This window comes from Vibrio crassostreae, from assembly GCF_024347415.1.
In the GTDB taxonomy this organism is placed as follows: domain Bacteria; phylum Pseudomonadota; class Gammaproteobacteria; order Enterobacterales; family Vibrionaceae; genus Vibrio; species Vibrio crassostreae.
On sequence record NZ_AP025476.1, the window covers coordinates 253495 to 268392 of the forward strand.

Sequence of the window (14898 nt, forward strand, 5' to 3'; positions counted from 1 at the left end):
TGATGAAGATGACTTAAAGTCTAGCAGCCGTCTGTTATTAAGGTGAAGCTAGGGGAGTTTTTCTTTTGTCGCTTCTTGATACTCAAGAAGCGACCATTGCTCGAGATAGAGTTATTCAATGTGTAGGTCGAGTGGTGTCTTGCTGCTGCGTCCGCCAATCTCTCGGGTTAATTTAGGTACTAGGTAGCCAGAAACCTCAGAGATTAATCCCGTAAAGTGATGCTTCGCTTCTTCATCTGAAATATAGAAGTGCGCCGCGCCCTGAACCTTATCAAGCACATGCATATAGTAAGGTAAAACACCGGCATCGAATAGTTTTTCGCTTAATTCTTTCAATGAGTTAGCGCTGTTGTTTACACCTTTAAGCATCACGCCTTGGTTGAGCAGAGTCGCTCCAGTTAGCCTAAGCTTATGGAAGGCTTGCTTGAGTTCAAAGTTGATTTCATTGGCATGGTTAATATGGCTGACCATGACCACATTGAGGCTAGTTTGCGCTAACAATTGGCACAGCTCATCCGTTACCCGAGCTGGAATCACAACTGGTAATCGGCTATGAATTCGAACGGTTTTCACATGTGGAATTTGTTCGATAGCATGAATCAGCCATTCTAGTTCGCTGTCTTTGGCCATCAGTGGATCGCCACCCGACAAGATAACCTCGTTGATCTCTGGGTGAGCCGCCACATAGTCGAGGCTGGTTTGCCAAACAGACTTCGAGCCCTTGTTATCTTGATAAGGGAAGTGACGACGGAAGCAGTAGCGGCAGTTAATCGCACAGCCACCTTTCACTATCATCAGTGCACGATTTTTATATTTGTGCAATAAGCCCGGGATTGCGTTCTCTTGCTCTTCTAGGGGATCAGCGGAATAGCCTTGGTGCACCTCAAACTCTTCACTTAGCGGTAAAACCTGTCTTAGTAATGGATCGTGTGGGTTGCCTTTTTCCATTCGTTCGACAAAGCTAAGAGGTACCCTAAGTGCAAATAGCTCACGAGCAGCGAAGCCTGCTTGCCACGGTGTTGGGTCTATTTCCAATGCCTCAAGCAGTTTTGTCGGGTCAGAGATCGCATTCGATAGTTGTTTGAGCCAGTTTTGCTCAACAGATTCGACTTTTCGGGTTATGATATGCGGCATTGAAATTAACTCAAAGATGTGGAAGAGAAAATCATGGCGTCAGTAAGCACCAATGAATTCAAAGGCGGTTTAAAATTCATGTTAGATAACGAGCCTTGCTCAATTATCGACAATGAATACGTTAAGCCAGGTAAAGGCCAAGCGTTTAACCGTGTAAAACTTCGTAAACTGCTGTCAGGCAAAGTGTTAGAGAAAACATTCAAATCAGGCGAAAGCTTTGAGCTTGCAGATGTTGTTGACGTTGAACTAGGTTACCTATACAACGATGGCGAATTCTACCACTTCATGAACAACGAAACATTTGAGCAAATCGCAGCAGACGTAAAAGCAGTTGCTGACTCTGCAAAATGGTTAGTTGAAAATGACGTTTGTACTCTAACGTTGTGGAATGATAACCCTATCACAGTAACTCCACCAAACTTTGTTGAGATCGCAGTAACAGAAACCGATCCTGGCCTTAAAGGCGACACACAAGGTACTGGCGGTAAGCCTGCAACTCTAGCAACTGGCGCGGTAGTTCGCGTACCTCTATTCATCGCAATCGGTGAAGTTGTTAAAGTTGATACTCGTACTGGCGAATACGTTGGTCGTGTAAAATAATTTGATTGTGTCCATCTTGTTTAAGATGGCTCAGTGAAATAAGAAAGGTCGCTTATGAGCGACCTTTTTTGTATTAAAAAAGCAGATGCGCGTAAACGAGATGCGAGATACGAAAAACAAAAAAAAAGCAGAGCTGGATAACCTAGCTCTGCTTTCGCTTTTCTGCTCTTAAGCTTTTCGCATCTCGATTACTCGAATCCCGCATCTGCTTTAAGCTCTTCGAATCTCGATTACCCGATACTAGAATCTGCTTTTTAGCTCTTCGATACTCGTTTACCCGAATCCCGCATCTGCTTTTAGATCATAAAGATGAAAATAACAGACAATGCGCTGATTAGGCCTGCAACGAAGTAGCAACCCACTTTACCTGCAACACCGACGTGGAACTTAAGGTCGTGCATGCCGTGGTGAAGACGGTGCATTGCGTGCCACATTGGCAGTGCCAGCGTACCGATGATGAACAGTGCACCGATAATGCTGGTGGCAAACTCAGAGACACGTTCGTAGCTCATTGCGTCCGCATCGATGATGCCCATTGGCACTAAGATACCTAACACTAGAATCGTGATCGGTGTGATCATCGCGAACCAAGTACCGCCAGCGCCAAATAGGCCCCACCAGATTGGCTCATCAGAGCGTTGTGGATTGTGGTTAACAGGTTTTACTTTGTAATTTGTGTTCATAACGAAAGCTCCTTACACCACAACAAGAACGATTAAAGAAATAAAAGCCACCGCTGCCCACTGGGTCAGTACGATGATTCTTTTATCAACCAATTTGCCTTTAAGACGGATTGGCATTACTTGAGGCATCATGCTGAAGAAGGTCTGAGCGTGTAGCAAGCTGCCTAGCAGTGCCACGATGTTGATACCAACAACGATAGGGTTAGCCATGAAGCTCAACCAACCAGCCCAAGCTTCAGGGCCTTTCACTAGTGCACCCAAACCGAAGGTTAGGAACAGAGTGAATAGAATCAAAGGCAGTACAGTCGCTTCACGTAGCATGTAGAAGCGGTAGAACGGATGGTTGCTCCACCACGTTCTCTTCATCTCACGAACATAAGGCTTACGATTGCTCATATTATGCCTCCTCTGCTGTTTTTACTTGCGATCCATCAGGCTTGAACATCGAGATAACGAAGTCCATTGAAGACTCAACTTTACCTTGGTTCACTGCCGCTGCTGGGTCTACTTTCTTCGGACATACGTCAGAACAGTAACCTACAAACGTACAACCCCAAGCGCCGTTGTCGCCATTGATAAGCTTCATGCGTTCAGCTTTACCATTGTCACGGCTATCTAGGTTGTAGCGGTGAGCAAGAGCAAGTGCCGCAGGGCCGATGAACTCAGGGTTTAGACCAAACTGAGGACACGCTGCGTAACACAAACCACAGTTGATGCAGCCAGCGAACTGTTTGTACTTCGCCATTTGCTCTGGAGTTTGGATGTTAGTGCCGTCTTCTGGCTTACGGTCATTACCAATGATGTAAGGCTTGATTGCTTCAAGGCGCTCGATGAACGGCGTCATGTCGACAATCAAATCTTTTTCGATTGGGAAGTTAGCCAAAGGCTCAATCTTGAAGCCATTCGGGTAGTCACGTAAGAAGCTTTTACATGCCAGTTTTGGCACGCCATCAACCATGATGCCGCAAGAACCACAAATCGCCATACGACAAGACCAACGGTAAGACAGGTCTTTATCTAGGTTATCTTTGATGTAACCGATCGCATCAAGTACTGACATGGTTTCATCAAATGGCACTTCAAAGGTTTGAAAGTGAGGTTCTGCATCGTGCTCAGGGTCATAACGCAGGATTTCAATTTTTTGGATTCGATTCGCTGACATTATGCTTGCTCCTCTTCGCTCTTCTTCGCATTCTCTTCTGCTGCTTTTTCAGCGGCAGCGGCTTTCTCGGCTGCTTCACCGTATAGACGAGCTTTAGGTTGAGATTTAGTAATCTTAACGCCGCTGTAGTCGATGGTTGGTGCTGCATCTTCGTTGTAGAAAGATAGAGAGTGTTTCAGGAAGTTCACGTCATCACGTTCTGTGCAGTTGTCGTCTAGACGTTGGTGTGCACCGCGAGACTCTTTACGAAGGATCGCTGAGTGAACCATCGCTTCTGCAACTTCAAGGCCGTAACCCACTTCGATAGCGTAAAGTAGGTCTGTGTTGAACACTTTGCCTTTGTCTTTAATGCTGATCTTCTTGTAGCGCGCTTTCAGTTCAGTGATTTTGTCGATGGTCTTTTGCATCAAGTCTTCTTGACGGTAGATACCACAACCCGCTTCCATGGTGTGACCCATTTCAGTACGGATATCAGCCCAGTTCTCATCACCTTCTTGGTTTAGTAGACCGGCGATGCGATCTTCAACCGCTTTAACTTGCTTAGCGATAGACTCTTCATTCCAGCCTTTGAATTCAGCTGCACGTTTCACGGCTTCTTCACCGGCTACGCGACCAAATACCACGAACTCAGCTAGAGAGTTAGAACCTAGGCGGTTTGCACCGTGTAGGCCAACAGAAGCACATTCACCAACAGCAAATAGGCCTTTGATGCGAGTTTCACAAGTACCGTTAGTTTCAATACCACCCATGGTGTAGTGAACAGTCGGACGAATTGGGATTGGCTCTTTTGCTGGGTCTACGTTTACGTACGCTTTTGCCAGCTCACAGATGAACGGAAGACGCTCTTGCAGATACTCTTCACCCAGGTGGCGAAGGTCAAGGTGTACGACATCACCAAGAGGGTGCTTGATGGTGTTGCCTTTCTGCTGTTCGTGCCAGAATGCTTGAGAAACTTTGTCACGAGGACCCAGTTCCATGTATTTGTTTTTCGGCTCGCCCACTGGAGTTTCAGGGCCCATGCCGTAATCTTGTAGGTAACGGTAGCCGTTCTTGTTGACAATGATACCGCCTTCACCACGACAACCTTCGGTCATCAAGATGCCAGTGCCCGGTAGGCCTGTTGGGTGGTATTGAACGAACTCCATGTCACGCAGTGGTACACCGTGGCGATAAGCCATTGCCATACCGTCGCCCGTTACGATGCCGCCGTTGGTATTACAGTGGTAAACACGACCTGCGCCACCGGTTGCTAACACAACAGATTTCGCTTTAATCGTAACAAGTTCACCTTCAGACATATGAATCGCGATTAGGCCTTGTACTTCGCCTTCTTCAACGATCAAATCCACCACAAAGTACTCATCAAATCGTTTGATTGTGTCGTACTTCATCGAAGTCTGGAACAGAGTATGAAGCATGTGGAAGCCGGTTTTATCCGCTGCGAACCACGTTCTCTCTACCTTCATACCGCCGAATCGGCGTACGTTTACTTCACCGTTTTCTTTACGACTCCATGGGCAGCCCCATTGTTCCATTTGGATCATTTCGCGAGTCGAGTTTTCAACAAAGTATTCAACAACATCCTGTTCACATAGCCAGTCGCCACCGCCAACAGTATCGTTGAAGTGGTTATCTAGACTATCTTCGTCTTTAATTACCGCTGCTGAACCGCCTTCTGCAGCTACCGTGTGCGAACGCATTGGGTAAACTTTAGAAATCAGTGCTACTTCTAATTCAGGATTAGCTTCAGCTGCTGCAATTGCTGTACGAAGACCAGCGCCGCCTGCGCCGATGACTGCGATATCTGTGGTAATTGTCTTCACAGTTATTCTCCAGTGTGATGCGGAGTATTCCGCTTGTAATTATAAAAAGCATTTAGAGAGTACTTAAACGGCATCAACCGTTTATCACCCCTAAGCCTTAAGTGGTAGGTTCAGTGTAAGAGAGGAAGGTATTCGAAAAGTTGATGCATTTGGGTTTTTAGGTCGGTAGTGCATATGGAGGCATAGAATTTATAGGTTATGTGACTGCAATCACGGCAATCAATTGTTGATAACGATTAGCCCACAGGGCTTGTGTTAACGGCTTGTTGAGTATGATTTTTGTTATCAATGTGGATGTGAAAGCTGTATTGATAATTGTATTGTAGAACGTAATTTTCTGGCTTCATTAAGGCAACATTTTGCTTTCATCTATAGAAAGATAGGAGCTTACAAAAGAGGCGAAAGGTGGTAATTTCCGTCGCCTAGAATTCAGTAATATGGAACTTAATAATGCACTCAACATGGCAACCAGCCGCAACCATTAAGCAGTTAAAGCAACGTGCTGATATCCTTAATCAAATCCGTCAGTTCTTTGCTGAGCGAAACGTGATGGAAGTGGATACGCCTGCGATGAGCCACGCCACGGTGACGGACGTGCATTTGCATACTTTCAAAACTGAATTCGTAGGGCCGGGTTATGCGCACGGTCAGCCCCTGTTCTTTATGACTAGCCCTGAGTTTCATATGAAACGTCTATTAGCGGCGGGCAGTGGCTGTATTTATCAAATTTGTAAGTCTTTCCGTAACGAAGAAAATGGCCGTTATCACAATCCTGAGTTCACCATGCTGGAGTGGTATCGCGTCGGTTTTGATCACCATGACCTGATGGATGAAATGGATCTGCTACTACAGCAAATCTTAAAATCAGGCGAGGCAGAACGCATGACTTACCAACAAGCCTTTATCGATGTGTTAGGTGTGTGTCCGCTTGAAGATTCGATGGATATCCTAAAACAAGCAGCAGCGAAACTTGGGCTCAGCGATATTGCTGAGCCTGAAGAAGATCGCGATACGCTATTGCAGCTTCTTTTCAGTATTGGGGTGGAAGCAAAGATTGGCCAACAGGTGCCAGCCTTTGTTTATGACTTCCCAGCCTCACAAGCGGCATTAGCTAAGATTAACCCCGAGGATTCGCGAGTGGCGGATCGCTTTGAGGTGTATTTCAAAGGCATCGAGTTAGCCAACGGCTTCCATGAATTAGATAAGCCACAAGAGCAGCTCAAGCGCTTTGAAGATGACAACGCCAAGCGTATTGAGATGGGCTTATCGCCTCAGCCGATTGACCATCACTTGATTGAGGCATTAAAAGCGGGTTTACCAGATTGTGCGGGTGTTGCGTTGGGTATCGATAGGCTGATTATGCTGGCTTTGGGTTACGACCACATCGATGATGTGACCGCTTTCCCGTTCCCACGTTCTTAGCTCTCTATTCAGCTAGTCTTACTGACGGTTTGACTAGCTGACCAGAATACCAGTACCCACTACGGCAACAATGGCACCTATCCAAGCGTAGGCATTTGGCCTCTGCTTGGTGTAAAGCCAGAGTATTGGTAACAACATAATCGGTGTGGTTGAAGATAACAAAGCAACCATGCCGACATTGCCTTCCTGCAACGCATACAAAATCAGCGTCATTCCCACCGCCATCGCTAAAAAGCCGTTAACTGCCGTAATCGCAAATATCTGACCATTCATCGGGTTGATTGCGCGTGACAGCTTGGCACCTGTTAAACGAAATGCGGAGTGGGCGACAAAGGCGGTGATCATCCGAATCGCAGAAGCGGCAACAGGGTCGATATTAGTTTGCATCACGGGTTTAGCGATGATGCCACCCAGTGCTTGGCAAATCGCAGCTGTAATTCCCAGTGCAACGCCAATCCAAACGGTGCCTTTGATGGTTTCGAGTTGGTTGCTGGCTTGTCCTCGACGACCAAAGAATATCGCGGTTAATACACCACTGAACACCAAAGCTGAGCCAATTAGCTCAACAGAAGTCATGCTTTCGCTAAACAGGAAGTAACCGAGAATCGCCGAGAACACGGCATGGCAAGAGAACAGTAAGCCAGCTTGTCGTGGCCCCATGCGATTCAAACAAGCAAATAGGGCAGTATCACCAATGAAGATACCAATCAGGCCTGACAGCATCATAGGCGTCACCAGATCGGCTTCTACACTTGACCAACCACCGGTAAACCAAGCCATGCTTGATAAGATGATCGCGGTACAACCCATTCGCCAGCGACTATAGGCGAAAGAACCTAAGTGTTGAGCTGGCTTTACTGACATCAGGCTCGCAATCGCCCAAAGAAAAGCGGCAGCAAGAGCTAACCATTCGAATCCCATCTGAATAACATCCTTGTGTCTGGGATAAATTAGCTCATCAATATGCATTAAACCGAACTGAGAACAAAGTGATTCTTATGAAAAGAGTCACTTCAGCTATTGGTTTACGTCAGCAGCCTCTCGGTGGTGTGGTTTACTTACTTTGCTTGAGGTGAGTTATACCTTAAAGCGCTCCACATCTCGGCGCATCGACTCGGCAGCGCTACTCATTTCATTGGAGCTATTGCGACTGCTTTCAGCTTGCTGTGCTAGGTCGTCAGAGGCATCTTTGATCCCTTGCGTATTACGGCTGATGTCTTCGCTTACCGCGCGTTGCTCTTCTGCAGCACTGGCTATTTGCAGTGCCATATCGTTGATTTCAGTGATGGCTTGAGTGATTTTAGAGAGGCTGCCATGAGCTTGCTCTGCGAAGCCAACGCTGTTCTCTGCCAGTTGGGTGCTGGTGGTCATGCTTTCAACGGCATGTTCGGTATTCTTCTGCAACGTATCAATCATCACGCGGATCTCTTCCGTTGAGCCATGCGTTCTTTGGCTTAACACTCGAACCTCGTCTGCGACAACGGCAAAGCCACGACCTTGTTCACCTGCACGCGCGGCTTCAATTGCAGCATTCAGTGCCAATAGGTTGGTTTGCTCGGCAATGCCTTGAATGGTGGATAGGATCTTGTTGATGCTTTGAGCATTACTTTCTAATTCTCGAATAACATTGGCTGCGTCTTCCACTTGAGTCGCGAGGCCAGTAATCGCATCGCGGTTTTGTTGGATAACCTCTTGGCCTTCGTTACAAGCGGTTGCAGAGGCTTGAGAAGCGGATGCGGTTAATTCGGCATGGCTCGCCACTTCGGCTGCGGTGGCCGACATCTCATGTATCGCGGTCGCAATCTGGTTGATATCGTTTTGCTGATTCTCAACTCGAATGGAGGATTGGGTCGCCAGTTGGTTGGCCTTTTCGGCATGATTGTTAAGATCGTGACTGTGCTCTATGACGCCCTTCAACATGCATTGCATCTGGCTTAAGAATTGGTTTACAAGCTCGGCCAGTTTACCTATCTCATCCATACGCGTGATATCAATACGTTGAGTGAGGTCACCTCTACCTTGAGCGAGTTGAGTCAGCGCTTCTGATAAGGTTTGTAATGGAGAAAGCAGGCGGTTGATCACCATTGTGCTCGCAATCGAAATGACGATGTACAAAACCAAAGAGGTTAGGGAGATGAATTGAATCGCATCAGAGACCGCAGAGAACGCCATTTTCTTATCGATAACAATACCTAATGACCAATCGGTATTCGGGACATTGGCAATATAGACCAGTTTATCCCCTTGGCCTGGCCAAGTTAGCGTGGTGATCATTTGATCTTGAATCAGTTGCGACACTTTGTTTGCGGTGAGTCCAGGGTTCAAACTAGTTAGTGGTTTCTGACTTAGCTCTTCATCCGTGTAGGCAACGATGTTGTTGTTACCATCCACTAAAAACGCAAAGCCATCGTTATCCAGTTTTACATTGAGAACCGTATCAATAATGCTGGTGACGGTTAAGTCTGCTGCGAGGACACCTTGTCTTTCACCGTTGAATGCTTTCGCAAAGCTGATGACAATGCTGCCATCGAAGTCTTGATAAGGCTCGGTAATGATGAGGTTTGATGTTGCGTTGGCATCTTTGTACCAAGGGCGGGTGCGTGGGTCATAGCCTGCTGGCCAATCTTCACCTTTATCGCCATACGCGATAGTGCCATCGCTGAATCCCGCATAAACAGACAAGAACTGCCCGGCTTGTTTGGTGATCAATAACTCGCGGTCAGAATTACTATTGCTTGAAATAGTCGGCTCGTTAGCAAGCATCATATCGCTGCGAGTTGAGAGCCAATCGGCAATATAATTGGTAGTACCGACACTGACATTTTTCATTTCTTGGTTTATCGCGACTTCAGTCTCTTGAGTCAGCTGATTAACCGATATCCAAGCTTGAGCGCCACTCACGGCGGCAATAATGACCGCAATAGCGATCTGAATTTTAAATTTAATAGTATGTCTCAAGGTCCATTCCTCTCTGATTAGACAAAAAACTAGGGCGTGTTGACCTTTCGCGGTTCAATTTTGTTCGAGATAAAAGCGTTTTAATCGCGGCGAGGGGGAAGTAGCCTAGCCATTCTAAGCAAATCCCCCTCAACAAAGAGTAAAACGCTTTTAGCCGAACCCTTCGGGCAGCGTTTGTTGGTCATTTCTACTGCGTTATCGGCTTCTCATGTAGGCTAGCTACACATCAAAACCTCTGCCTTGTAGACATACCCAGCAATTCGCTGCAAAAATCAGCTCGAAAGGTCAATACGCCCTAATGACAGTGACGTACTTGATGGTGAATTAATGTGTCTCTGATGCGTGTATATTGCCGCTGTCTCGGTAGTATTAAACGTGTTTAAAATCAAAAATCTAAAATGAATCATCGTTATTTTTAATAAACCGTGAAGTAGAATCACAATTATCTATCGATAAAAAAACTGATAAACCCACCAGATAGCGAAATCACTATTGCTATCTGATGGGCTGTAGTGAGGCGTTAACGTGCTAGGTGATGATAAACAGCGCGAGGTAAACCATCAGCAAGCCGACAATACCCAAGATGATACCCATCTTAGCCATGTCTTTGCTTTCGATAAGTCCGGTTGAGTAAGCCAGTGAGTTTGGTGGTGTCGATACTGGAAGAATCATGCCGAGTGATGCTGAGAAGGCAACTACAACCAGCAAGCCTTGCAGGCCACCAATCGAAACTAGGCTTTCCATTGAAGCACCAATCGCAGCGGCTATCGGCATCAGTAAGTTGGCGGTAGCGGTGTTTGACATGAAGTTCGCCATCAACCAACACACGATAGATAGTGTGAGAACTACGGCTGCTGGAGAGAGCGACTCATAGTCAATCGCGTGTGCTAACGCTGCTGCTAAACCTGTCTTATCAAGCCCGATACCAATCGCAATACCACCTGCAACCAGCCACAACACGTCCCAGTTAATCAGCTTGAGCTCTTCTTTGCCCATGATGCCTGTAAGAGTGAAGACAGCCAGTGGAATGATAGAGACCACATAAGTGTTCATGCCATGCAGCTTGGTGGTCATCCACAATAAGATGGTCGCAGCGAAGGTGATGTAAACCACAATCGCTCGCCAACTCTTTCTGAATTGTCCATCGAGCTTGAGCACCATGTTTTTCTGCTTGGAAGGAAAGATTTTCTGAAGAAGGAACCAAGCAATGGTGAGTTGGATGATCACAAAAGGTAAGCCCATCATCATCCAGCTGAGGAAGTCGATGGTGTTTTCACCAGTTAGGTATTGTAGTGCAATGGCATTGGGTGGCGTGCCGATCGGTGTCGCGATACCACCAGTATTGGCAGCGATTGGAATACACAACACGAGCGCTTTGATCCCCATGTCGCCTTTTGGTGCAGAAGCTACGATAGGACCGAGTAGCGCCAGCATCATTACCGTAGTTGCGGTATTCGACATGAACATCGAGAACACTGCGGTGATCAACATTAAACCCAGCATGATGAAGCGCGGCTCGGTACCAAATGGCTTAAGCAGTACTCGAGCTAGGTTGTTATCGAGTTCGTACTTGGATGCAGAGATCGCAAGAGCAAAACCACCCATGAATAGGATGATGATTGGCGATGAAAATGCACCGAATATATCGGTATATTTGATTAACTCACCGAGATCGTGTCCTGCAGGTGGATTTCTAAACAGGTGTAAGCCTTTGTCAGAAATCATTACCAGCTCAAGTGCAATGATCAGTATTGAGGTAGCGAAAACCGGAACTGGTTCAAGCACCCACAGCAGAGCTGCCAATAAGAATATCGCCAACAAGCGGTGTTGAATCAGCGTGAGATCATCGATTGGTATTGAATCTATCGGCATGAACAACACGCCTAAGGGAATCGCAAAACAAATCAACAGCTTGACCAGAACGCCAACATTGAGTTTAGGCATGTACAAAGACCCTATGAATAAAATATCTTCAAATAGAGTAAGTTATCTGGATTTTTGGTACTTGGAGACGGGTTGTAAAATCGAAAAGTTGTTTAAGGTTTCGACAGTTGTTTTGTTTTTGGTCAATCTTTTATCTGGGCAATTAGAGGCAAGAGTGAGAAGCAACAGGTGGCTGGGCTGGGCTGGGCTTGAGGATTGAGGTTTGAAAGCTTGGGTTGTTAGAGCTTGAGTAGCAAATGAATTGGTAGAGTTAAGAAAAAGGCGCGTTCTTCTCTAAATACAGAAAGATAACACGCCTTTAAAACTAAATGAGTTAACTCAAACCGTTAAGCTTGGTCGGTGTTCTCTGCTGAATCTACAGTTTCAGTCTCAACTTCTTTACCCGCAATATGCGCGAAAGGGGTACCAAGAACGGTTTTCTCACCATTTTGCATCGTGTCGTCAAACTTGATTGCATCTTTAGCGAACAGGTTGATAACCGTTGAACCAAGCTTAAAGCGACCCATCTCTTCGCCTTTCTTCAAGATGATAGCGTTATTGCCTTGTGCTGGGTAATCCCATTTGTACACAGAGTTACCACGCGGTGGCGTGATGGTGCCAGCCCATACTTGCTCAATGCTGCCTACGATCGTTGCGCCAACCAACACCTGTGCCATTGGGCCAAATTCCGTATCGAAGATACAAACCACACGCTCGTTACGTGCAAATAGGTTTGGAACGTTCTCTGCCGTTAATGGGTTAACTGAGAAAAGATCACCCGGAACGTAGATCATCTGGCGTAGTGTGCCGTCGCATGGCATATGCACGCGGTGGTAATCACTTGGAGACAGGTAAAGTGTTGCGAATTCGCCGTCTTTAAACTCATCCGCTAGCGCTGCATCACCACCCAATAGCTCGCGAGCTGAGTAGTCATGGCCTTTAGCTTGAATAAGTTGGCCGTCAGTAATTGGGCCAAATTGGCTTACACGTGCATCTGCAGGGTGAACAATAACAGACTCGCCTTCAGCGATAGGGCGCATGCCTTCTTTCAATTCACGCACGAAGAATTCATTGAATGTTTTAAAGTGTTTTGGATCGCTATGCAGAGCTTCATCCATGTTCACTTTGTATTGCTTGATGAACCAGTTGATGATCGCTGTCGTTAAGCCGCCCGCTTTAGCAGACGCAAGTTTGCCGACTAGACGAGTCAGTCCATGTTGTGGAATCCAGTACTGCAATCCAACTTTAATCTTATCCATTGTATTAATTTTCCAATGCTAATTGTGTTTCAATTAAATCTGTCGATGACGGTTTAGGGCGCGAGATGTTACTTAAATTCGCGCCAATTGTCAGTAAATGCACACATTTGTTCACAAAAACGCGATTAGAGATCGGCTTTTTTGTTGCGTGAATACTGACGGTTATCTTTGTTACTCGCCATGCTTTCAATGATACGGTGGTAGTTGTCGAAACGTAATCGACTGATCTTGCCGTTTTCTACCGCTTCGCGCAGGATGCAGCCTGGGTCATCGTTGTGTTTACAGTCGCGGAATTTACAACCGCCAAGGTAAGGCTTGAACTCGATGAAGGCCTCCGTGATTTCGTCGGCTTCTAGGTGCCATAGGCCGAATTCACGAACTCCTGGAGAATCAATAAGATCACCGCCTGAAGGGAAGTGGTACAAACGAGCTGCCGTGGTGGTATGTTGGCCAAGACCTGAGTTCTCAGACACTTCGCCCTCTTCAATGTCTAGCGTTGGCATTAATGCATTCACTAGGCTTGATTTACCCACACCTGATTGACCAACAAAGATGTTGATACGGTCTTTGAGTTCAGCTTCCAGCTCTTTGATGCCGTAGCCAGACTCTTTACTCACGAACATCACTTTGTAGCCGATCTTCTCGTACTCTTTAAGTGTTTCACGGTATTCAGCAATCTGCTCATCAGTCAGCAGGTCGACCTTATTCAGCACAACAAGCGGCGCGATGTTCACTGTTTCTGAAGCGATTAAATAGCGGTCGATAATATTAAGTGATAGCTCTGGTAACACAGCCGATACGATAACCATTTGGTCAACGTTCGCAGCAACCGGCTTTAGGCCATCGTAGTAATCAGGACGAGTCAGCATTGAAGTTCTCGGTTCAACCGCTTCCACAACGCCAGAAATGCCGGCCATGGATTCTAAGCCTGCGCGCCAAGTCACTCGGTCACCAGAAACTAAAGTCTCGATACTACGGCGTAAGTTACAACGATGAACTTCGTTAGTTTCAAGATCTTCGATATCGGCATGTTGGCCAAAGCGCGTAATTACGAGTCCGCTTTTGGTTCCACCAAGCATGTTCTCATCCCACTGGATAGAATCTTCTTTCTTGAGTCGCTTGTTCTGGTTGCTACGTACTCGACGTACTTGACCTTTGGTTAACTTCTTTTTTTTAGCCACAATTTTTCACTTAACACATCTAACTTGATGATTGGGGACTCAAACTGGATGTTGCTGGTACCACATGATTTCGATGGTCCTAAAGCTAGTTTGAGTATAGTTATTTGGGTATAGTACCTCTTTTACACATAAACAAATAGGCGACGCCTTATGTCCTTTAGCGATCAGAACCTTATTTGGGTTGATCTAGAGATGACAGGACTTGATCCTGAAACTCATAAAATCATTGAAATTGCTACTATCGTTACTGATAGTGAGCTTAACATCCTGGCTGAAGGACCTGTTTTGGCTATTCACCAACCTCAGAGTGAATTGGACAAGATGGACGAGTGGTGCACAACGACTCACACTGGTAGCGGTCTCGTGAAGCGAATTCAAGAAAGCACCGTTTCAGAGCAAGATGCCATCCAACAAACGATTGAGTTTCTTGAAAAATGGGTACCAAAAGGTAAGTCACCGATTTGTGGTAACAGCATTGGTCAAGACCGCCGTTTCCTATACAAGCACATGCCTGAGTTGGAAGAGTACTTCCACTACCGTTATGTTGACGTTAGCACTCTGAAAGAGCTGACTCGTCGTTGGAAACCTGAAGTGTTAGATGGTTTTTCTAAGTCGGGAAGTCACCTTGCGTTAGACGATATTCGAGAGTCGATCGCCGAGCTGCAGTACTACCGAAAAACGATTATTAACATCTAGTCGGATAAAATGATCACGTTTATCTAACTTTTCAGGGACATAAGAGCTAATTTTTTT

The 14898-nt window shown here is 46.2% G+C and carries 13 protein-coding genes; 3 read left to right on the plus strand and 10 right to left on the minus strand.

The genetic code is table 11. The features are described 5' to 3' along the window. Positions 1-111 precede the first annotated feature (111 nt). Positions 112-1134, minus strand: coding sequence for an EF-P beta-lysylation protein EpmB (gene epmB, locus OC193_RS01180; RefSeq protein ID WP_048663210.1), 1023 nt, complete (start codon positions 1132-1134; stop codon positions 112-114). Between the two features lie 33 nt (positions 1135-1167). Between epmB and efp the strand changes: the two genes are divergently transcribed. Next, positions 1168-1734, plus strand: coding sequence for an elongation factor P (gene efp / locus OC193_RS01185; RefSeq protein WP_048661402.1), 567 nt, complete (start codon positions 1168-1170; stop codon positions 1732-1734). Between the two features lie 296 nt (positions 1735-2030). On the opposite strand, the gene frdD is transcribed toward efp, so the two are convergent. From frdD to frdA, 4 genes are read right to left on the minus strand one after another with little or no spacing between them, the layout of a single operon-like run. Further along, positions 2031-2417, minus strand: coding sequence for a fumarate reductase subunit FrdD (gene frdD / locus OC193_RS01190; RefSeq protein WP_017067166.1), 387 nt, complete (start codon positions 2415-2417; stop codon positions 2031-2033). Between the two features lie 12 nt (positions 2418-2429). Next, positions 2430-2813 (minus strand): fumarate reductase subunit FrdC, encoded by a 384-nt coding sequence (frdC, locus tag OC193_RS01195; protein WP_048607793.1) that lies wholly within the window; start codon positions 2811-2813, stop codon positions 2430-2432. A 1-nt stretch (position 2814) separates the two neighbouring features. Further along, positions 2815-3579 carry a succinate dehydrogenase/fumarate reductase iron-sulfur subunit gene (locus OC193_RS01200; protein ID WP_009847917.1) on the minus strand — a complete coding sequence of 255 codons (765 nt, stop codon included), beginning with the start codon at positions 3577-3579 and terminating at the stop codon, positions 2815-2817. Further along, the gene (frdA, locus tag OC193_RS01205) at positions 3579-5402 is read right to left on the minus strand and encodes a fumarate reductase (quinol) flavoprotein subunit (protein WP_048663211.1); all 1824 of its coding nucleotides are present in this window, start codon (positions 5400-5402) and stop codon (positions 3579-3581) included. The genes OC193_RS01200 and frdA overlap by 1 nt, the downstream gene beginning before the upstream one ends. Before the next feature lie 450 nt (positions 5403-5852). On the opposite strand from frdA, the gene epmA reads away from it, so the two are divergent. Beyond that, entirely contained in the window at positions 5853-6824 is a 972-nt protein-coding gene (gene epmA, locus OC193_RS01210) for an elongation factor P--(R)-beta-lysine ligase (RefSeq protein WP_048661407.1), read from the plus strand. 33 nt (positions 6825-6857) lie between these two features. Here epmA and OC193_RS01215 read toward each other — a convergent pair whose 3' ends face one another. The 5 genes from OC193_RS01215 to rsgA form a co-directional block, all read right to left on the minus strand. Then, on the minus strand, positions 6858-7745 hold the full coding sequence (locus tag OC193_RS01215; RefSeq protein ID WP_048663212.1) for a DMT family transporter: 888 nt from the start codon (positions 7743-7745) through the stop codon (positions 6858-6860). 156 nt (positions 7746-7901) lie between these two features. Continuing rightward, positions 7902-9782, minus strand: coding sequence for a methyl-accepting chemotaxis protein (locus tag OC193_RS01220; protein WP_048663213.1), 1881 nt, complete (start codon positions 9780-9782; stop codon positions 7902-7904). Between the two features lie 528 nt (positions 9783-10310). Continuing rightward, a complete protein-coding gene (locus OC193_RS01225; protein ID WP_048663214.1) occupies positions 10311-11726 on the minus strand; it encodes an SLC13 family permease in 1416 nt (471 codons plus the stop codon). A gap of 326 nt (positions 11727-12052) precedes the next feature. Further along, positions 12053-12964 (minus strand): archaetidylserine decarboxylase, encoded by a 912-nt coding sequence (asd, locus tag OC193_RS01230; RefSeq protein WP_048663216.1) that lies wholly within the window; start codon positions 12962-12964, stop codon positions 12053-12055. A 125-nt stretch (positions 12965-13089) separates the two neighbouring features. Beyond that, the gene (gene rsgA / locus OC193_RS01235) at positions 13090-14145 is read right to left on the minus strand and encodes a small ribosomal subunit biogenesis GTPase RsgA (protein WP_048663217.1); all 1056 of its coding nucleotides are present in this window, start codon (positions 14143-14145) and stop codon (positions 13090-13092) included. A 150-nt stretch (positions 14146-14295) separates the two neighbouring features. Between rsgA and orn the strand changes: the two genes are divergently transcribed. Further along, entirely contained in the window at positions 14296-14841 is a 546-nt protein-coding gene (gene orn, locus OC193_RS01240) for an oligoribonuclease (RefSeq protein ID WP_010434065.1), read from the plus strand. The last annotated feature ends 57 nt before the right edge of the window (positions 14842-14898 follow it).

Excerpts from the sequence above, each read along its gene's own strand:
- orn (WP_010434065.1), top strand. The coding sequence starts at position 14,296 with ATGTCCTTTAGCGATCAGAACCTTATTTGGGTTGATCTAGAGATGACA.
- frdC (WP_048607793.1), bottom strand. The coding sequence starts at position 2,813 with ATGAGCAATCGTAAGCCTTATGTTCGTGAGATGAAGAGAACGTGGTGG.
- frdD (WP_017067166.1), bottom strand. The coding sequence starts at position 2,417 with ATGAACACAAATTACAAAGTAAAACCTGTTAACCACAATCCACAACGC.
- epmB (WP_048663210.1), bottom strand. The coding sequence starts at position 1,134 with ATGCCGCATATCATAACCCGAAAAGTCGAATCTGTTGAGCAAAACTGG.
- efp (WP_048661402.1), top strand. The coding sequence starts at position 1,168 with ATGGCGTCAGTAAGCACCAATGAATTCAAAGGCGGTTTAAAATTCATG.
- OC193_RS01200 (WP_009847917.1), bottom strand. The coding sequence starts at position 3,579 with ATGTCAGCGAATCGAATCCAAAAAATTGAAATCCTGCGTTATGACCCT.
- OC193_RS01225 (WP_048663214.1), bottom strand. The coding sequence starts at position 11,726 with ATGCCTAAACTCAATGTTGGCGTTCTGGTCAAGCTGTTGATTTGTTTT.
- OC193_RS01215 (WP_048663212.1), bottom strand. The coding sequence starts at position 7,745 with ATGGGATTCGAATGGTTAGCTCTTGCTGCCGCTTTTCTTTGGGCGATT.
- epmA (WP_048661407.1), top strand. The coding sequence starts at position 5,853 with ATGCACTCAACATGGCAACCAGCCGCAACCATTAAGCAGTTAAAGCAA.
- asd (WP_048663216.1), bottom strand. The coding sequence starts at position 12,964 with ATGGATAAGATTAAAGTTGGATTGCAGTACTGGATTCCACAACATGGA.